We start from the raw sequence: 18,510 nt of genomic DNA on the forward strand, positions 1-18,510 counted from the left end.
AATAAATCACATTTAGAAGAATTTTGCCTTATTGTATTGAAATTCCTCGAAAATTCGGTTATGATAGGGCTTGTCATCACATTTGAATGACTTACATGTATAAAATGTATGAAAATTGTTAACAAATGGGATAATTGGAATTTTAAAATTCCTTTTATTCATTCGATTGTTTGCATTTGGGAGGAGGTGAAAGATATGAACAAAACAGAACTCGTAAATGCAGTTGCTGAAAAAAGTGATCTTTCCAAAAAGGATGCAGCACAAGCAGTAGATGCAGTATTTGAATCCATTACTGATTCATTAACTGATGGTGATAAAGTCCAACTAATTGGATTTGGTAACTTTGAAGTTCGTGAGCGTGCTGCTCGTAAAGGACGTAATCCACAAACTGGTGATGAAATTGAAATCCCAGCTAGCAAAGTTCCTGCATTCAAACCAGGGAAAGCCCTTAAGGATGCTGTGAAATAAGCTATACATAGGGCTGTGAAAAAAAGAGGGTTTTTGCCCTCTTTTTTTTATGTCTCTTTTAACATTTTTCAATAGATTATAGGGAATGATAATGTTAAAATATGAACATACCTTAAAATGTTTATGAGGAGGAACTGCATAACATGAGTACAAGTTCTTCTAGTTCGGATTTTTTTGTTATAAAGGCTTTAGAAGATGGAGTAAATGTAAATGGATTAACTAGAGGTTCAGATACTCGTTTTCATCACTCTGAAAAGTTGGATAAAGGAGAAGTGATGATTGCCCAGTTTACCGAACACACTTCTGCGGTGAAAGTTCGGGGAAAAGCTATTGTTCAAACCAGTCATGGCGAGGTCAAGACAGAGGAAGAATAAAGACAAACTTATCCGACAGAGTTTGGCAATAAAAACGCAGCATGAGGTGTTCTGTAAGAAAGTGTCAAGGTGATTGATTTGGATCCCAAATTAATACAGAGAGTAAAAGAGCAATTGAATCATTTTTCAGATAAATCATTTGAAAGCACAAATCAGAAAGCTGTTTTTTCCGAGGATAAAATTTTGTTTTTAGATACAATTTTATGTGGTTCTGTTTATATGACAGATGATAAAAAAGAGAAGTATATTCAAGCTATTATGTTTGTTCAAACTGCACTTGATATACACGATTTTGTACCGATTCACTCAATTGAACAAAATCAAATAATCCCGCGAAAGCAAATGAATGTACTTGTAGGTGACCTATATAGTGGCAAGTTTTATGAAATTTTATCCAACTTGGAAAATATAGAATTTATTGCCGTCCTGGCAAGTGCCATTCGTAGCATTAATGAACGAAAAATGGTGATTTATTACAGTGATGGTCACTCCATCAATCATTTAGTAGAGGAATTGAAAGAAGTCGAATCAGCACTTATCATTCATGTCTGTCAATATTTTAATATTAATGAGTATAATGAGGTCATTCAGAACTGGCTATTAATGAAGCGATTAATGATGGAGCTTTATACATATCAAAAGGAAAAGAAGTCTGTAGTCCTGAATCTGCTCAGTCAGCGATACACGGAGCATGATGTCATTCGTATGGTTGAAAACATGATTCCAAGAATAATGATTAAATTAGAAGCCTTAATTCATGATTTACCTTCAGAAGTTCAGGCATTAAAATCCTATTTAATGAAAGAACTTAAAGAATTATCATTGAAACAAGGAATACTATTGGGGGAAGGATAGAGATATGGATCAGCGCTCAAAAGCAGAAAAAGTCCACAACGTATTTGAAAAGATTTATGATAAATATGATGTGATGAACTCTGTCATTTCTTTTCAAAGACACAAAGCCTGGCGTAAAGACGTAATGAAAAGAATGGATGTAAAACCAGGGGATAAAGCACTGGATGTATGCTGCGGTACTGGAGACTGGACTTTTGCCCTTGGAGATATAGTCGGAAAAGCAGGACAAGTGATAGGTATCGATTTTAGCCAAAATATGCTTTCCATTGCTCAAGATAAATTAGATCAAAATAACCTTCCTCAAATTTCTTTTAAGCATGGAGATGCTATGAACCTTCCGTTTGAAGATCACTCCTTTGATTATGTAACAATCGGGTTTGGGTTACGAAATGTACCTGATTACTTACATGTACTTAAAGAGATGACACGAGTGGTTAAACCAGGAGGAAAAGTAGTCTGTTTAGAGACCTCACAACCAACCATCCCCGTATATAGGCAATTATATTATTTTTATTTTAAGTTTATCATGCCGCTTTTTGGAAAGATCTTTGCCAAAAGCTATAATGAATATGCTTGGCTGCATGAATCTGCAAAAGATTTTCCTAATCGAAAGGCACTAAAAGAATTATTTATAGAAGCAGGTTTGACCCATATCCAAATCAAAAGTTATACTGGCGGAGTTGCAGCCATGCATCTAGGAATAAAACCAACAAAATGAATTGATATTTATAATTACAGGTGAATCATATGAAACTACCTTTATCTTACAAATTTTTAGATGATGATTTAGATAAAATCGAATCGGAGTTATTAAATACAGTAAAAGCAGACCACCCCGTTTTACGTGCAGCATCTACACAGTTATTAAAAGCAGGCGGAAAACGAATTCGTCCTGTTTTTGTTTTGCTGTCCGCTAAATTCGGTCATTATGATTTTGATAAAATAAAACATGTTGCTTCCTCATTTGAACTAATGCACATGGCCTCCCTTGTACATGATGATGTCATTGATAATGCTGAATTGCGAAGAGGCCATGAAACCATTAATGCAAAATGGGATAGCCGTGTATCGATGTATACAGGAGATTATATGTTTGCCCGGGCTCTTGAAATTCTTTCATACATACAAAATACTCGGGCTCATCAAAAACTTTCAAAGACTATCGTTGAACTGGCTCAAGGTGAGATTGAGCAGTTGAAGGATCAATATAATCTTAATCAGAATTTCAGAAATTATTTAAGGCGTATTAAGCGCAAAACCGCACTGCTGATTGCAAGCAGCTGTCATTTAGGCGCCATTGTTGCAAATGCTCCAGCACAGTATGAGAAGGCTTTAGCGAAATATGGTTATTACATAGGAATGTCTTATCAAATTATTGATGATATTTTAGATTTTACTGCCACACCCGAAAAATTAGGGAAGCCTGCTGGAAGTGACTTATTTCAAGGAAATATAACGTTGCCAGTATTATATAAATTAAAAGAACCTTCTTTTAAACAAAGACTGGCCAAAAGCTTTGAGCGATTCCGAGAGCAGCAGGAACACGAAGATCTTGCAAACATTGTACAGGAAATTAAACAATCTGATGCCATTAAAAAGTCATTTCAGGTAAGTGAGTTATATCTACAAAAGGCTTATGAACAGCTGGAAATATTTCCGTCGTCCAAGGCGAAAAAAGCATTAACAGATATTGCGAAATATATTGGCCGAAGAAGCTATTAAAGAAGAATTGTCAAAAAACATAAAATTTGATAAAATTTTAACGGCTTGAAGCGTTTTCACTATCTATTATAAAAAGAGGTGTAATAATGGAAAAAACTTTTCTAATGATTAAACCAGATGGGGTACAACGAAATCTTATTGGAGAAATCGTAACAAGGTTTGAAAAAAAAGGATTTCAACTATCGGGTGCAAAATTAATGAACATTTCTAATGAAAAGGCAGAAAAACATTACGGTGAACATAAGGATAAGCCATTCTTTGGGGAACTTGTTGACTTTATCACCTCAGGCCCTGTTTTTGCTATGGTTTGGGAAGGTGAGAATGTGATTGCAACCGCCCGACAGATGATGGGGAAAACCAATCCACAAGAGGCAGCGCCAGGTACGATTCGTGGTGACTACGGATTAACCGTTGGAAAAAATATCATTCATGGTTCTGACTCACCGGAGAGTGCAGAACGTGAAATTCAGCTGTTTTTCGAGAATGATGAGATTTTATCGTTTACCAAAGATAATCAAAAGTGGATTTACTAGTTTGAACAGGCCAGTAGCGCACACTGGCCTTCTTTCATTTTCAGGGAGCCCTGTTTTATGTATTTTATTTATAGCGGATAAGAGAACCTTGCTCAAAAAAGGTTCATTTTATATATAGAAGGAGAAGGAGTATGGGGGATTTCGAACAATTTATGGAGTGTGTAAATAAAAAGACGGGGATAGACTTATCATTGTATAAAGAGAAGCAGATGAAGCGAAGGCTATCTTCATTAAAAGAAAAACGCGGCTGTCATTCATTTGCAGACTATTACACCCTTATTGTTGATAACCGTGAATATTTCAATGAATTTCTCGATCGCATAACGATTAATGTATCTGAATTTTATCGAAATAAAAAGAGGTGGGATATTCTAGATCAGAAAATAATCCCCAACCTTTTAAGCAGAAAAAAACGTCTTAAAATATGGAGTGCTGCCTGCTCTACTGGAGAAGAGCCTTATACTATTGCTATGATTCTGAGTCAGCACACTTCATTATCAAATATAGATATTTTAGCTACGGACCTCGATGAAAATGCACTTAATGTAGCCAAAAAAGGCGTGTATTTAAATAAATCAGTAAAGGAAGTACCCTCAGATATAAAGCAAAAGTTTTTTACAGAAAGCAATGATGTGTATACAATTGATCCCGCATTAAAGAGAGTTATTACGTTTAAAAAGCATAATTTATTAAAGGATACCTATAGTGAGGGATTCGACTTAATCGTTTGTCGTAATGTACTTATATATTTTACAGAAAAAGCAAAAGGAGAAATCTATCAAAAATTCAGCCATGCATTGGATGATAACGGGGTACTGTTTGTGGGCAGTACAGAACAGATTTTTAATCCTAAACAATATCAACTACAAACCGTTGATACCTTTTTTTACAAAAAACAGAATTAAATGAAAGACACTTGACTTAGCTTCAAGTGTTTTTTTATTGGCTCTTTTCATAAAGATTATTGTTTTTTAAAAGTGTATTTGTTTATCGCAAACTATTCCAGCTAGAAACTTATATTTCCTACCTTAGCTCATCTCACTTTATTCAATAAGCAACAAAACAAGGTATGTTAAAAACTTGTAAAACGATAAAATATATAATTTTCATCGTTTTTCTAAAAAATATCTTAAGGAACCAAACACAAATCAGTTTGTGTATGATATAGTAATAAAAATACAGACGTATACATAATTGGAGGGTTTAGTTTGCGATATTTAACGGCAGGAGAATCACACGGAAAACAGTTGACAACAATTGTTGAAGGGGTTCCGGCAAATTTACCTCTTTTATCAAGTGATATAAGTGAATCTTTATTAAGAAGACAAAAAGGATATGGCCGTGGAAGAAGAATGAAAATCGAAAAGGACTTAGTAGAGATTAAAAGCGGTGTTCGTCATGGATATACACTAGGTTCCCCAATATCCTTTGTGATAGAGAATGATGACTTTAAGCATTGGGAAAATATTATGGGGGAAGATCCAATAGACGATACGCAAGAAGTGAAAAGACAAATCACAAGACCTCGACCAGGTCATGCGGACTTAAATGGTGCTTTAAAATATGGACATCGGGATATGAGAAATGTATTGGAGCGCTCATCAGCCAGAGAAACAGCTGCACGAGTGGCAGCAGGAAGCTTAGCGAAAAAGATTTTAAAAGAACTAGATATACATGTGGTTGGCTATGTGAAGGAAATTGCAGGCATACGTGCTGAAGATGTGGAAATGTCCAGCCAGGAGAAAGCAGAAGTGTCTGAAAATTCCCCTGTTCGGACTCTGGATCAAAAGGTCGAACAGCCCATGAAGGATGCGATTGATCAAGCGAAAAAAGACGGTGATTCCATTGGAGGCGTTTGTGAAGTGGTCGTAGAAGGTATGCCTGCGGGAGTGGGTTCATATGTTCATTATGACCGAAAATTAGATTCTCGTATTGCAGGTGGAGTTACCAGTATTAACGCGTTTAAAGGTGTTGAATTCGGGATTGGTTTTGAAGCTGCACGGAAAAATGGCAGTGAAGTCCATGATGAAATTCTATGGAATGAGGAGAGAGGTTATTATCGCCGAACGAATCGGTTAGGGGGATTTGAAGGTGGAATGACTACCGGAATGCCTATTGTTGTACGTGGAGTCATGAAGCCTATTCCAACCCTATATAAGCCACTTCAAAGTGTTGATATTGATTCAAAGGAACCTTTTAAGGCGAGTATTGAAAGGTCTGATTCATGTGCGGTACCAGCTGCTTCTGTTGTCATGGAGCATGTAGTAGCCTGGGAGGTTGCCCGCACACTCCTGGAACAATTTCCACATGATCAATTTCCAAAATTAAAGGAAGCTGTCCAGCAATATCGTGATGAAATAAGGGGATTTTAGATGAGAACCTTAGAAGTTAACTCCAGTCAATGGACCTATAACGTTTATATAGGTCCAGATTTACGCTTTGAAGTGTCGAAATATTTACCCAACTCTTATGACAAAATTTTAATTGTAACAGATCGTCATGTCGAACAACTTGGGTATTTAAACGAAGTAATAAGTGATCTGCAGAAGCATGCGAAACAAGTCTATTCTTTTACTGTTCCAGCAGGAGAAGAGTCTAAAAAACTGGATGTATTTGAACAACTGCAAACCGATGCTATTAAAAAAGGGTTAGATCGAAAGTCACTAATAGTAGCATTAGGGGGTGGCGTAGTAGGAGATTTGACTGGCTTTGTTGCAGCTACATTTATGCGGGGGATTGACTATATACAAGTCCCGACGACGATTTTGGCTCATGACAGCAGTGTGGGAGGGAAGGTTGCTATAAACCATTCATTAGGAAAAAATTTAATCGGTGCCTTTCATGCACCAAAAGGGGTTATATATGATCTATCTACGATTAAATCGCTGCCTTTAGTTGAGAAAAGATCCGGTTTTGCTGAGGTGATTAAGCATGGATTAATTGCAGACAAAAACATGCTTAACCAATTGATGGAGCATGTTCAAACGCTAGAAACCATCAATCAGAAAATTTTAGAAGATGCTCTTTACAATGGGATCAAGATAAAAGCACATATTGTTGAACAGGATGAAAAGGAAAAAGGAATAAGAAGCCATTTAAATTTTGGCCATACTTTAGGGCATGCGATAGAAGCTGAAGCGGGATACGGGAGTATTACCCATGGTGAAGCGGTGGCCATTGGCATGTTGTTTGCCCTTCAGGTAAGTGAGAGTCATTTATCACTATCATTTTCAAATAACCGCTTTAAAAACTGGCTGAAACAACTAGCCTATCCATTACATATGGTAAAAGATCTACAAATTGAATCATTAATCGAACGGATGAAAGTGGATAAGAAAAATCAAAGTGGACAAATACGTATGGTTTTGTTAAAGGATGTTGGTATGCCAGAGCTATATACCATTAATGAAAACCGTTTACTTTCTGAATTAAAAACCTTTATAAATGAGGTGATTGAATGATCAGGGGAATTAGAGGAGCTGCCACAGTGTCTGCAAATGAGGCAGAAGAAATTCATATCGCAACAAGGGATTTATTATTGGATGTTGCTGAAAAAAATGAAATTTACCCTGAGGATATTGTATCAGTGTTAATTTCTGTTACACCAGACCTGAATGCTGCTTTTCCGGCCAAAGGCATGCGAATGATTAATGGCTGGACTTATGTACCCGTAATGTGTACCACAGAAATTCCCGTTCCGAATGCCTTAGAAAAATGTATTCGAGTAATGGTTACAGCTCGTACAGAGCGGAAGCAACAGGACATTCATCATATTTATCATGGTGAAGCCAAACAATTGCGTCCTGATTTAATTAAGTAGAGGAGGCTATCTATCATGAGAACAAAAGACATCATTCCATCACTTACACCATACAAACCGGGAAAGACCATTAATGAGGTCAAAAAAGAGCGCGGTCTTTCTAAAATTGTAAAGCTTGCATCAAATGAGAATGTGTATGGACCTTCGCCACTGGTGCTCGATAAATTGCGTGAGTTTGGACAGGATTTTCAACTATATCCAGATGGTTATGCAAGAGAACTGAGAGAACGTGTTTCTGACCATTTAGATGTAAATAGGGATCAGCTTATTTTTGGCGCAGGATCAGATGAAATTGTTCAGATGCTTTGCCGTACTTATTTAGAAAATGGCTCCAATACAGTAATGGCACATCCTACATTTCCCCAATATAAACATCATGCTGTTATTGAAGGAGCAGAAGTTCGGGAAATACCTGTTAAGAATGGATATCATCAGCTAGACCAAATGTTGGAAGCTATTGATGATTTCACCAGGATTGTGTGGTTATGTACGCCCAATAATCCGACTGGTTGTTATATTAATGAGGAGCAATTACTCTCTTTTATCAAGCAATGCCCTGAGCATGTATTAATTGTATTGGATGAAGCTTATTACGAATATGTTATGGCAGATGATTATCCTGACTCTTTATCGTTACTAGAAAACTATCAAAATATCATGATTTTACGAACCTTTTCAAAGGCTTACGGATTAGCAGGTTTTCGTGTGGGTTATGGTATTAGTTCCCAAGAAGTCATTCGTCATTTAAATACGATTAGAGGCCCCTTCAACGTAACGTCAATTGGTCAATATGCAGCGTTGAATGCCCTTGAGGATCAGGATTATATTCGAAAGGTCCGGCAGCAAAATCGAAAGATTCAAGGGCAAGTGGAAGCTTTTTGTAGACAATATTATCTTGCCTATGACCCATCTGAGACAAACTTTTTACTAATACACCTGCCTAAATCCGGACTGGACGTATCAGATCAATTATTAGATGAAGGCTTTATTGTAAGAGCTGGTGAATTATTAGGTATTGAACAGAGTATTCGCGTTACGATTGGTAAAGAAGAAGATATGAAAGAATTTATGAATGTGCTATCAAAATGTTTAGAATAAGGAGAGTCAAGGAAAGATGAGTAGAGTTTTCATCGTAGGACTGGGACTAATTGGTGCTTCTTTAGCCAAAAATATTAAAATGAATCAGCCGAAAACCATCATAATCGGACTTGATTCAAATTCAGAAACCACCCGTTATGCATTGAAATATCATATTATCGATGAAGAAGCCCCTTCTTTTGAACAAGGCGTTCATCAGGCGGATGTCATTATTTTAGGCACACATATTCAAATTACATTGGACTATATAAAACGTCTTAATGCTTTAGATCTCCAAACAGAGAAAATCGTAACCGATGTTTCATCTGTGAAAAAACCTATTATGGATGTAGCTAAAGAATTAACGAATTCATCTGTAAAATTTATAGGTGGACATCCTATGGCAGGCTCTCATAAACATGGTATTGAGGCAGCCAAAAGTCATTTATTTGAAAATGCTTATTATATTTTAACTCCAGTTACATCTGGACTCGATAAACAGATTCAGATACTGAAAGACTTATTGAAACCTACTAAAAGTTATTTTATCGAACTAAGTGAGAAAGAGCATGATAAAATGACTGGCATTGTTTCTCACTTTCCGCATTTAATTGCTTCCTCTCTCGTTCATCAGGCGAGAAATTGGCAGGATGAGTATCCTTTTATCCCCAAACTGGCTGCAGGGGGATTTAGAGACATTACAAGAATAGCCTCCAGTAATCCGGATTTATGGGAAGATATATTATTCCAAAATAAGGGTGAGATGGTTCAATTTCTATCAGAGTGGATTGACGAGATGAAAAATGTAAGAGAACTGCTTATTTCCAATAACCATGAAGATGTGCATCAATACCTGGATCTGGCTAAAACGTACCGGGATGGATTGCCGAAAAAGAAGAAAGGTGCACTGCCAAACTTTTACGATATTTTTGTTGATTTATATGATAGACCTGGGGAATTATATAAGGTTATGAAAAAATTAGCCGAGAATGAGGTTAATATTATTAATATTAATATTCTTGAAATAAGAGAAAACATGACCGGAGTGCTTCGTGTAACCTTACAGACAGAAGAAGAGCAGTGGACAGCAATGAAAGTATTGGAGAACAATGGATATGAAGTATCACTTGAAGAATAACGATAGAAAAAGGTGTGGTGAAGTTGAAAAAAACCATTCATCTGAAAGATATGGCGTTAAAAGGGGACATTAAAGTACCAGGTGATAAATCTATGTCCCACAGAGCTGTTATTTTTGGTGCCCTTTCTACAGGAAAAACAGTCATTCATGATTTCTTGTCCGGGGAAGATTGCCTTCGTACGATAAAAGCATTTCAACAAATGGGAGTCGACGTACATCAGGACGGACAAACGGTTACTATTGATAGCAAGGGAGCTCATTATTTTACCGAGCCTCATGATACTATCCATTTTGGAAACTCAGGAACAACGGCAAGATTGTTATTAGGCGTCTTAGCCGGACGGCCTTTTCATTCCGTGTTAACTGGTGACGATTCATTATCAAAACGACCAATGGACAGGGTAACCATGCCTATACAACAAATGGGAGCTCGAACAGATGGCCGTAGTAATGGCAGGCAGTTGCCCATGAGTATCAGAGGCGGGACACTTTCACCAATCGAATACGAATTACCTGTAAATAGCGCCCAAGTAAAGTCAGCCGTACTACTGGCAGGATTATTTGCTAATGGTATAACAACTGTTATTGAGCCAATTCCAACTCGGGATCACACTGAACGGATGATTAAAGCTTTTGGAGGAAAAATTGACCGTTTAAATCATCGAATTTCTATTAATGGTCATCAGAGCTTACAAGGTACAGAATTATCGATACCAGGTGATATATCCTCTGCCAGTTTCTATATTGCCGGAACCTTGCTAGCCGAACATAGTGATATCACGATTGCAGAAGTCGGGTTAAATCCAACAAGAACCGGAATTATTGATGTACTGGAAGAAATGGGAGCAGATATTCAAGTTGAAACAACAAAGTATATAGGTGATGAACCAGTAGGAAGCATTCATGTTCAGTCCAGTAATTTGAAGGGAATAACCATTTCAGGGAATATGATACCTAGGGTCATTGACGAAATCCCTTTACTGGCACTATTAGCCACACAGGCAGAGGGAGAAACGCTCATAAAAGATGCTAAAGAATTACGATTTAAAGAAACTGATCGTATCAAAACCATTGTACAGGTCTTAAATACATTGGGAGCAAACGTTATCGAATTAGAGGATGGAATGAAGATTAAGGGAAGAGCAAAATTACAAGGGGGAACGGTTTCTTCTTATGGAGATCACCGTATTGGGATGATGGAAGCCATTGCTTCTCTCATTACAAATGAAGCTGTTGAAATTGAAAATCCAAACTGTATAAGCATATCCTATCCTAACTTCTTTGAGGATTTACAAAATTTAAGTCGTCCATTGTAACGTAATGTCGTATAAAAATGAAGAAGTCTTCATATTTTGTATCAACCACAAAAAGGGAGGCAAAATGTGAAGGCTTTTTATTTTGAAAATATGATGGTTCATCAAGAAGGTGAATGGAAAAGGAAGAAAATCGTGTTTACGAAAAACCTTTTTCTCCCTGCTCGTTCTCTTGATTGGATGCCAAATAGAAAAATACAAGTAAATGTTTTCAAAATGAGTCCGGGTAAAGTTTATGTGGATATAGAATTTCCATTAAACCAAAAGTCTTTACAAGATCATCATGTCAGAAGATATTTATATCAAGGAACCTCTCTTGTCATTTCTGCAATCGATTTACGCCCCCACATGGATTGGAAGCGTGATTTTCATAATTATAGCGACGAATTATCAGGCATTGCGATTGATTATTTGGTTGTTCCTAAAGTTAACATCAAATATTTAACCCCCGATATGATTCGGTATTTTGGACTCCAGCATGTCCCTTTCATTCTTGTGTATGCAGAACATCCCCGTGATCTTAAAGATATCCAATGGGGATGGTTAAATCAAATGCAGACGTTAGTCAGGATTCCAATTGGTTGTATGGAGCACCCTCTTTCCAAATTCATGATGCAGGAGTTAAATCACTTTTCCTTTCAAGTACTCCCCGAAATGATATCAACTAATCCGTTATCAAAAGACACCCTTAACCAGACAGGAATTTCCAGAAAGAAAGGCGAAATTAACCTATACAGGGACACAGATTTTAATTTATATGTTAACCGTAATCAAAAAAGGGAATATTGTCGTAAAGTTCAAGCCCCGTATATTTCAGTTATTAGGGGGAACGTGGTAAAATTAAATCAAACCATTTATGATCAAAAAGGATTCGGTGAATTTTGTAACCATACAATACAGCCTCGATTGAAACAAAGGTTTTAGAAAGAAGGTTTTACAATGCATATCATTGAAGAAGCAAGACAGCAAGTAGAACAGGGAAATACAGAGAAAGGATTAAAATTACTGCAATCATATGAGTCAGAGGCAAATGATGATGAAAGGTTTAATATTGCACTTCTTTATCATCAATGGGGACTCTTAGAACAGGCTGAAAAGCTGTTTCTGCAATTGATGGATAAATACCCAAAAGAGGGTGAACTTAAGCTATATTTAGCGGAAATTTATGTTGATAAAGAACAAGATGATCAAGCAATTGAGATTCTAAATCAATTTGATAAGGACGATGACTACTATATTCCATCTTTAATGGAATTAGCTGATTTATATCAGTCACAAGGACTGTATGAGGTAGCTGAACATAAGCTTTTAGAAGCCAAGCAAATCCTGCCGAATGAACCAGTGATTGATTTTGCTTTAGGAGAATTATTTTTTGTAAGTGGTGAATATAAAAAATCCATTCCTCATTATGAAAAAGCGTTGAAAGGTGACACTACCTATAATGATGTCAATGTTGAGCACCGGTTAGCTGAAGCTCTAGCTCTCATTGGAGATTGGGAAAAGGCTTTAGAATACTTTCAAACAAGCGATCAGACAGACTCGCCGGATATTCTGTTCCGCTATGGTTTTACAGCCTATCAATCCGAAAGAATGGACATCGCCATCAATATGTGGGAAAAGGTATTAGAGGCTGACCCTTATTATCAATCTGTATATTCTCTATTAGCAAAGGCCTATGAGCAAGAAGGACTGCTTGAGAAGGCTTATGAAACGGCTAAAAAAGGCTTAAAAGAGGATGAATTAAATAAAGAGCTCCTATTCTTTTCAGGACAGATTGCCAATCAACTGGGAAAGCTGGATGAGGCTTTTGAAGATTTACAAGAAGCGATTGCCATTGATCCAGGATATAAGGAAGCTGTTGTTGCATTAGTTGAACTGTATAAGAATGAGGAAGATCATGAGAATATTAAAGATTTATTAGAAAATTTAAAACAGGAAGATGAGCTCGATCCCTTGTATCAATGGGAGTTAGCCAAGGCATATTATGAATTAGAGGAATATGATTTAGCATTAAACAACTATAAGGAAGCATATAATGCATTTACAAATGATGCAGACTTCTTGAAGGAATATGGATATATGTTAGTTGAAGAAGGGAGGATGAAAGAAGCCAAAGAGGTGCTTTCAAAATACTTATCTATTGAACCGTCTGACACATATGTGGAGGAATTTGTGCTCCGTTTAAACCAGTAAGCTGACGGACCGAAATGGAAGGAGGGGTTTCGTTCATGACTGTATCTGTTCTTCAAAAAAAGAGATTTATTAATTGGTTTTTAAATAACTATCAATTGAAAAGAAGAGAAAGTGTCTGGATTTTAAATTATTTGATGAATCACGAGCGCGTTCTCAAAAATGTTCATTTTGTTGAAGAAGCCAGATTATGTCCGAAAGGAGTTATCATATCAAGCAAATGTGTCGATGATCCTCCTTTTCGTTTTTATAAAGAACAAGTCATGACATCTGATCCTGAAAAATCATTCCATGATATCCGGTTAAATGATCACGAAACAATTTATATTCAGCTGAACTTTCAAAATGCCAATCAGTCCTATCGTTATGCAGGTGTACTTGAAGAAAATCCTTATTTACCCAATGATTATTTTATTACAGAAAAAGACCAGCAAGAAGCAGAAAATTTATTAAATCGAATGATTTATGAATTTCAATTAAAGAAGATTCAGGAGGAAATTGATCAGGCATTAGATGAAGGGGATAAAGAAAGATTTCATCAATTGATTAAAGAGCTTCATCAATTATCAGATGAAACGTCACATGTTTGAGGGGACTATCCTATAAGGGTAGTCTTTTTAATGTCTGGAATTTTTATATTTAAAAAGGGTGTCTAAGAAATAATATTGTCCTAATCAGTCGCCTCCGCTTTTCTTTGTCCAGCTGCGGCTCCTGACCTGGGTAGACATAGTTAACTGGAGAGGAAATGAATCCTATGTTTAACAGAGGCTTAAAAAATGTTTATCTTTATGAATAGTTTTAGTAAAATGTAGTAGAAAATATATGTATAGGGGTGTGTGGTATGAAGTGGAAGAAGCAGGATATAGAGCAGTATGTAAAAGCAAAGGAATATATTGATACAGCCATCATACCCTTAGTTCCCTTTTCGATGGGGAGTACTGATGATGAGCTAACTTCTTTGACGTATCAAAATGAAGTGATGGATTTATTTGTGGACCGCGTGGAACGTGAGTATAAGGGGAGAATTTTTCGTTTACCCTCTTATACATATACAAAATCATCAAATTTGGAAAATGAAATGGAACGACTGAATTCTTTTTATGAAGAAATATGCAAGCAGCCCTTTAAGTATGTTTTTTATTTAACATTTGATTCCAAATGGAAGAAATTCGAAAAAGGTTTAGGAGGGCACTTGCTCTGGGTACCAGTAATGAAGGATGGTGATTTGAATAGCGAAGAAACCCAGAAGCTTTTAGTGGATCAGATGGAGCAGGTTACGGATTTAATTCAAACTTATTGGGTAGAATGAAAACGATAAAAATCCCCAATTTTCTAATCATTTTTGAACAAAGTCGTACAAAATCGTGAATTTGATTGACCAGATTTCCAGATTGCGCTATCATTGTAATGTCCTAGTAAACATGTATAATTTTAACGACCTTAATGCTTGAAATACATGAGTAGAGGGGGGAAAAACTAAATGAGTGAAGACAAGAATAAACAAGTTTCCCGCCGGCAGTTTTTAAATTATACACTAACCGGTGTTGGTGGATTTATGGCTGCTGGAATGTTGGCTCCAATGGTTCGTTTTGCTATTGATCCTGTTTTGCAACCTGAAGCAGGTGGAGATTTCGTTTCAGCAGAAATTGCTGAAGAGGATATTACGACCGAACCCCAAAGAGTCACATTTAAAGTTGAACAAGTTGATGCATGGTATGAATCAACCGTTGAAAAAGTTGCATGGGTTTACAAACAGGAGGATGGCAGTATTATAGCCCTTGATCCTACGTGTACCCATTTAGGATGTATTGTTGGTTGGGACTCTAATGAAGATCATCCGGACCATTTCTATTGCCCATGTCACGGTGGACTTTACACAAAAGATGGTGTAAACGTACCAAATACTCCACCAACCGCACCTTTAAGCGTTTATGAACAAAAAATTGAAAACGGAATTCTTTATTTAGGCAAATCCATACCAAGAGAGGAGGCGTAATACATGCTGCAAAAGATTTATGACTGGATAGATGAGCGTGTTGATATAACACCTATTTGGCGTGATATTGCGGACCATGAAGTTCCAGAGCATGTAAACCCTGCTCATCATTTTTCTGCATTTGTTTATTGTTTTGGTGGTTTAACATTCTTTGTAACGGTAATTCAAATATTATCCGGAATGTTTTTAACCATGTATTACGTGCCTGATATTGAAAATGCTTGGAACTCAGTTTTTTATCTGCAACAAGAGGTTGCACATGGACAAATTGTTCGCGGGATGCATCACTGGGGTGCTAGTGTTGTTATCGTTATGCTATTTTTACATACGTTACGTGTATTCTTCCAAGGGGCATATAAGAAACCACGTGAATTAAACTGGATTGTTGGTGTTCTATTGTTCTTTGTTATGTTAGCCCTTGGTTTAACTGGATATTTATTACCTTGGGATAACAAAGCATTATTCGCAACAGAAGTTACCCTGCAAATTGCAGAAAGTGTACCGTTTATCGGAGAGGATTTAAAAATACTACTGGCAGGAGACCCTCATATTGTAGGAGCGCAAACGCTTACCAGGTTCTTTGCCATACACGTATTCTTCCTTCCTGCTGCATTATTTGTATTAATGGCTGTTCACTTTATCATGATTCGTCGCCAAGGTATTTCTGGACCATTGTAAGAATCAATAGAAGGAAAAGGAGGGATTTCCAGTGCATAGAGGAAAAGGTATGAAGTTTGTAGGCGATTCACGTGTTCGCGAGAATGATGATCGCCATATACCAAAGGATTATTCCGAATATCCTGGACGAACGGAGCCATTTTGGCCTAACTTTTTACTGAAGGAATGGCTTGCTGGAGCTGTTTTCCTTGTTGGGTTTTTATGTTTGACAGTGGCGGCACCTGCTCCACTTGAAAAAATGGCTGACCCATCTACACCAGGATACATTCCATTACCTGACTGGTATTTCTTATTTTTATATCAACTATTAAAATATCCATTTGCTAGTGGTGATTATGTTGTCATCGGTACTGTTGTTATTCCAGGACTTGCTTTTGGCGGATTACTCCTTGCTCCATTTTTAGATCGAGGTCCTGAACGCAGACCGACAAGACGTCCGGTTGCAACGAGTTTAATGCTTATAGCGATTGTGGCTGTCTTTTTCTTAACTTGGGAAGCTTCAAGTCATGTTGACTGGGAAACTCGTGCAGAGCAAAATAAAATCGTTGAGGACGTTGAAATTGATAAGGAAAGTGAAGGGTATCAAGTTTATTCAGACCAAAGCTGTATGTCCTGTCATGGTGAAAACTTAGAGGGTGTTAGCGGACCTTCATTAATTGGTACCGAACACTCTGCTGATGAAATTAAGGATATTGCAAAAAATGGAATTGGTTCCATGCCAGCAGGTCAATTTGAAGGTTCTGATGAAGAACTTCAGAAGCTAGCTGATTTTATTGCTGGCTTAGGCGAAGAATAAAAGCTTACGAAATCGATAGTAAGGAAGCTGACTTCTAAAGTCAGCTTCCTTTATGCATAAGGAGTTATGTTTCAATGTATAAAATGTTGTTTATGGACAAACGGTTTTTGCTATTATTATTTACCATTAATTTGCTGGGGACAATCTATGGGTATATATGGTATGGAAGCCAATTAGCTATAACTCCTGATATATTTTTAATTTTTGTACCAGACAGTCCCACGGCCAGTCTCTTTTTTGTTATTGTTTTGTTGTTTTTTATTATCAATAAAAACGCTCCTTATATAGAAGCTTTAGCCTTTGTTACATTAGTGAAGTATGGTATTTGGGCTGTTGTTATGAATTTATTAACTTTTTTAATGAATGAATCGCTAAGCCCTGTTGCTTACATGCTTATTTTGTCTCATGGGGCTATGGCTGTACAAGCCATTCTTTATTCCCCGTTTTATAAAATTAGATTAAGACATCTAATGGTGGCTGCCATATGGACTTTACATAATGATGTGATTGATTATGTATTTGAAATGATGCCAATTTATGGAGATTTAATGGTACACATAAAAGAAGTTGGATATTTTACGTTCTGGTTAAGCCTCTTCTCAATTGGACTGGTTTATTTCATAAATGTAAGAAAAACGATTCGTCAGATATAAGTTATAAAATTCCTCTTTCTTGCATAGGGTTTATTAGAAGTGTGTGAGGAGAGGGGACAAGTATTATGTTAGTGAAAAATCAAAAACCGAAGTTACCTGTACTGATTTTTTTAATTATTTTATTAACAGCGATGTCAATACCTATATTTGCTCATCATCAAGAAGGACAAGCCTATGATTTACTGGAAGAAGTTTACACAGTTTATGAGCTTGCTGATGCAAATAAGTATGAAGCAGCAAGAGAGCAATTAAATCAGATCAAGACCGCTCTTAATACGGGCCATTTATCACTATCTGAAGAAAAGCTTGCATACGTTTTAGATGTAACAGAAAACACGATAAGACATCTGGAGTCCAGTATTGAGAATCATGAGCTGAAAATGGACAAGGTACTAGCTTTTGTTTTAATGATGGAAAGTGCTAAAAATCCTAACAGTGAAATGGTTGTTAAATGGGAAAATCAATTGACAGATCAAATTACGAACGGCTTACAAAGTGAATCAAGAGAATTACAAACGGAATTTTATCAGGTTATGGACTTTTATAGTATAATTTACCCTGCCATTAAAATTAAGCAGGATACGAAGGTTTGGTCCCAGCTTGATGAACAATTTATAAACTTAAATCAAATACAGAATGAAGAGGATATGCTTCATGCGCTGAATGTTATGCTCCAAACTTTTGAAACATTGGAAACACCTGTTGATAAGCAAAAGGATGATGATGCTTCCCTTGCCTGGTTAATCTTCACTGTTGGTGGTGTGATTGTTTTTACATTATTTTATGTAGGTTTTAGAAAATATAAGGGTGAAAAGAAAGAGAAAAAAATCAAAAAAGTTGACGATTTGTAATCTTATTGACTATAATTGACCATATAGAAATATTCTAATGGAGGAG

22 protein-coding genes are annotated in these 18,510 nt (G+C 36.6%); all 22 read left to right on the forward strand.

The window, feature by feature from the left end; translation table 11 throughout:
• Positions 1 to 195: 195 nt before the first annotated feature.
• On the forward strand, positions 196 to 468 hold the full coding sequence (locus tag BMX63_RS13820; protein WP_177167322.1) for an HU family DNA-binding protein: 273 nt from the start codon (positions 196 to 198) through the stop codon (positions 466 to 468).
• 143 nt (positions 469 to 611) lie between these two features.
• On the forward strand, positions 612 to 842 hold the full coding sequence (gene mtrB, locus BMX63_RS13825; protein WP_093136726.1) for a trp RNA-binding attenuation protein MtrB: 231 nt from the start codon (positions 612 to 614) through the stop codon (positions 840 to 842).
• A 78-nt stretch (positions 843 to 920) separates the two neighbouring features.
• Positions 921 to 1,697, forward strand: coding sequence for a heptaprenyl diphosphate synthase component 1 (locus tag BMX63_RS13830; protein WP_177167323.1), 777 nt, complete (start codon positions 921 to 923; stop codon positions 1,695 to 1,697).
• A gap of 4 nt (positions 1,698 to 1,701) precedes the next feature.
• Positions 1,702 to 2,415: a demethylmenaquinone methyltransferase gene (locus BMX63_RS13835; protein WP_093136730.1), complete on the forward strand. Its 714-nt coding sequence runs from the start codon at positions 1,702 to 1,704 to the stop codon at positions 2,413 to 2,415.
• 29 nt (positions 2,416 to 2,444) lie between these two features.
• Positions 2,445 to 3,419, forward strand: coding sequence for a heptaprenyl diphosphate synthase component II (hepT, locus tag BMX63_RS13840; RefSeq protein WP_093136732.1), 975 nt, complete (start codon positions 2,445 to 2,447; stop codon positions 3,417 to 3,419).
• An 86-nt stretch (positions 3,420 to 3,505) separates the two neighbouring features.
• Positions 3,506 to 3,952, forward strand: a complete 447-nt coding sequence (gene ndk, locus BMX63_RS13845) for a nucleoside-diphosphate kinase (protein ID WP_093136734.1) — start codon at positions 3,506 to 3,508, stop codon at positions 3,950 to 3,952.
• A gap of 131 nt (positions 3,953 to 4,083) precedes the next feature.
• Positions 4,084 to 4,857, forward strand: a complete 774-nt coding sequence (locus tag BMX63_RS13850) for a CheR family methyltransferase (RefSeq protein ID WP_093136736.1) — start codon at positions 4,084 to 4,086, stop codon at positions 4,855 to 4,857.
• A gap of 303 nt (positions 4,858 to 5,160) precedes the next feature.
• Positions 5,161 to 6,324, forward strand: coding sequence for a chorismate synthase (gene aroC, locus BMX63_RS13855; protein WP_093136738.1), 1,164 nt, complete (start codon positions 5,161 to 5,163; stop codon positions 6,322 to 6,324).
• Positions 6,325 to 7,413, forward strand: a complete 1,089-nt coding sequence (aroB, locus tag BMX63_RS13860) for a 3-dehydroquinate synthase (RefSeq protein ID WP_093136740.1) — start codon at positions 6,325 to 6,327, stop codon at positions 7,411 to 7,413.
• On the forward strand, positions 7,410 to 7,772 hold the full coding sequence (gene aroH / locus BMX63_RS13865) for a chorismate mutase (protein WP_093136742.1): 363 nt from the start codon (positions 7,410 to 7,412) through the stop codon (positions 7,770 to 7,772). The genes aroB and aroH overlap by 4 nt, the downstream gene beginning before the upstream one ends.
• A 15-nt stretch (positions 7,773 to 7,787) precedes the next feature.
• Complete coding sequence (gene hisC / locus BMX63_RS13870) at positions 7,788 to 8,870, forward strand: histidinol-phosphate transaminase (RefSeq protein ID WP_093136744.1); 1,083 nt, start codon at positions 7,788 to 7,790, stop codon at positions 8,868 to 8,870.
• A gap of 16 nt (positions 8,871 to 8,886) precedes the next feature.
• Entirely contained in the window at positions 8,887 to 9,987 is a 1,101-nt protein-coding gene (locus BMX63_RS13875) for a prephenate dehydrogenase (RefSeq protein ID WP_093136746.1), read from the forward strand.
• Between the two features lie 23 nt (positions 9,988 to 10,010).
• Positions 10,011 to 11,303: a 3-phosphoshikimate 1-carboxyvinyltransferase gene (gene aroA / locus BMX63_RS13880; protein ID WP_425441491.1), complete on the forward strand. Its 1,293-nt coding sequence runs from the start codon at positions 10,011 to 10,013 to the stop codon at positions 11,301 to 11,303.
• A gap of 66 nt (positions 11,304 to 11,369) precedes the next feature.
• Positions 11,370 to 12,224, forward strand: a complete 855-nt coding sequence (locus BMX63_RS13885) for a hypothetical protein (RefSeq protein WP_093136748.1) — start codon at positions 11,370 to 11,372, stop codon at positions 12,222 to 12,224.
• A 15-nt stretch (positions 12,225 to 12,239) separates the two neighbouring features.
• Positions 12,240 to 13,493, forward strand: coding sequence for a tetratricopeptide repeat protein (locus tag BMX63_RS13890; RefSeq protein WP_093136749.1), 1,254 nt, complete (start codon positions 12,240 to 12,242; stop codon positions 13,491 to 13,493).
• Between the two features lie 35 nt (positions 13,494 to 13,528).
• Positions 13,529 to 14,080, forward strand: a complete 552-nt coding sequence (locus tag BMX63_RS13895; protein ID WP_245732836.1) for a ReoY family proteolytic degradation factor — start codon at positions 13,529 to 13,531, stop codon at positions 14,078 to 14,080.
• Between the two features lie 251 nt (positions 14,081 to 14,331).
• Positions 14,332 to 14,799, forward strand: coding sequence for a DUF2487 family protein (locus BMX63_RS13900; protein ID WP_093136753.1), 468 nt, complete (start codon positions 14,332 to 14,334; stop codon positions 14,797 to 14,799).
• A 171-nt stretch (positions 14,800 to 14,970) separates the two neighbouring features.
• Positions 14,971 to 15,486, forward strand: a complete 516-nt coding sequence (locus tag BMX63_RS13905) for a ubiquinol-cytochrome c reductase iron-sulfur subunit (RefSeq protein ID WP_093136754.1) — start codon at positions 14,971 to 14,973, stop codon at positions 15,484 to 15,486.
• 3 nt (positions 15,487 to 15,489) lie between these two features.
• On the forward strand, positions 15,490 to 16,164 hold the full coding sequence (qcrB, locus tag BMX63_RS13910; protein ID WP_093136756.1) for a menaquinol-cytochrome c reductase cytochrome b subunit: 675 nt from the start codon (positions 15,490 to 15,492) through the stop codon (positions 16,162 to 16,164).
• Between the two features lie 31 nt (positions 16,165 to 16,195).
• A complete protein-coding gene (locus BMX63_RS13915) occupies positions 16,196 to 16,960 on the forward strand; it encodes a menaquinol-cytochrome c reductase cytochrome b/c subunit (RefSeq protein ID WP_093136758.1) in 765 nt (254 codons plus the stop codon).
• Between the two features lie 74 nt (positions 16,961 to 17,034).
• Complete coding sequence (gene lhaT / locus BMX63_RS13920; protein ID WP_093136759.1) at positions 17,035 to 17,613, forward strand: lipoprotein heptaprenylglyceryl N-acetyltransferase LhaT; 579 nt, start codon at positions 17,035 to 17,037, stop codon at positions 17,611 to 17,613.
• Between the two features lie 65 nt (positions 17,614 to 17,678).
• A complete protein-coding gene (locus BMX63_RS13925) occupies positions 17,679 to 18,464 on the forward strand; it encodes a sporulation protein YpjB (RefSeq protein WP_093136761.1) in 786 nt (261 codons plus the stop codon).
• Positions 18,465 to 18,510: the final 46 nt, after the last annotated feature.

The sequence above is a fragment of the Salinibacillus kushneri genome (assembly GCF_900111405.1).
GTDB lineage: Bacteria > Bacillota > Bacilli > Bacillales > Alkalibacillaceae > Salinibacillus > Salinibacillus kushneri.

Coding starts and splice junctions, on each gene's coding strand:
- ndk (WP_093136734.1), top strand. CDS start 3,506: ATGGAAAAAACTTTTCTAATGATTAAACCAGATGGGGTACAACGAAAT.
- BMX63_RS13900 (WP_093136753.1), top strand. CDS start 14,332: ATGAAGTGGAAGAAGCAGGATATAGAGCAGTATGTAAAAGCAAAGGAA.
- BMX63_RS13905 (WP_093136754.1), top strand. CDS start 14,971: ATGAGTGAAGACAAGAATAAACAAGTTTCCCGCCGGCAGTTTTTAAAT.
- BMX63_RS13850 (WP_093136736.1), top strand. CDS start 4,084: ATGGGGGATTTCGAACAATTTATGGAGTGTGTAAATAAAAAGACGGGG.
- qcrB (WP_093136756.1), top strand. CDS start 15,490: ATGCTGCAAAAGATTTATGACTGGATAGATGAGCGTGTTGATATAACA.
- BMX63_RS13925 (WP_093136761.1), top strand. CDS start 17,679: ATGTTAGTGAAAAATCAAAAACCGAAGTTACCTGTACTGATTTTTTTA.
- BMX63_RS13835 (WP_093136730.1), top strand. CDS start 1,702: ATGGATCAGCGCTCAAAAGCAGAAAAAGTCCACAACGTATTTGAAAAG.
- mtrB (WP_093136726.1), top strand. CDS start 612: ATGAGTACAAGTTCTTCTAGTTCGGATTTTTTTGTTATAAAGGCTTTA.
- BMX63_RS13895 (WP_245732836.1), top strand. CDS start 13,529: ATGACTGTATCTGTTCTTCAAAAAAAGAGATTTATTAATTGGTTTTTA.
- BMX63_RS13820 (WP_177167322.1), top strand. CDS start 196: ATGAACAAAACAGAACTCGTAAATGCAGTTGCTGAAAAAAGTGATCTT.
- BMX63_RS13890 (WP_093136749.1), top strand. CDS start 12,240: ATGCATATCATTGAAGAAGCAAGACAGCAAGTAGAACAGGGAAATACA.
- aroB (WP_093136740.1), top strand. CDS start 6,325: ATGAGAACCTTAGAAGTTAACTCCAGTCAATGGACCTATAACGTTTAT.
- hepT (WP_093136732.1), top strand. CDS start 2,445: ATGAAACTACCTTTATCTTACAAATTTTTAGATGATGATTTAGATAAA.
- hisC (WP_093136744.1), top strand. CDS start 7,788: ATGAGAACAAAAGACATCATTCCATCACTTACACCATACAAACCGGGA.
- BMX63_RS13875 (WP_093136746.1), top strand. CDS start 8,887: ATGAGTAGAGTTTTCATCGTAGGACTGGGACTAATTGGTGCTTCTTTA.
- lhaT (WP_093136759.1), top strand. CDS start 17,035: ATGTATAAAATGTTGTTTATGGACAAACGGTTTTTGCTATTATTATTT.
- aroH (WP_093136742.1), top strand. CDS start 7,410: ATGATCAGGGGAATTAGAGGAGCTGCCACAGTGTCTGCAAATGAGGCA.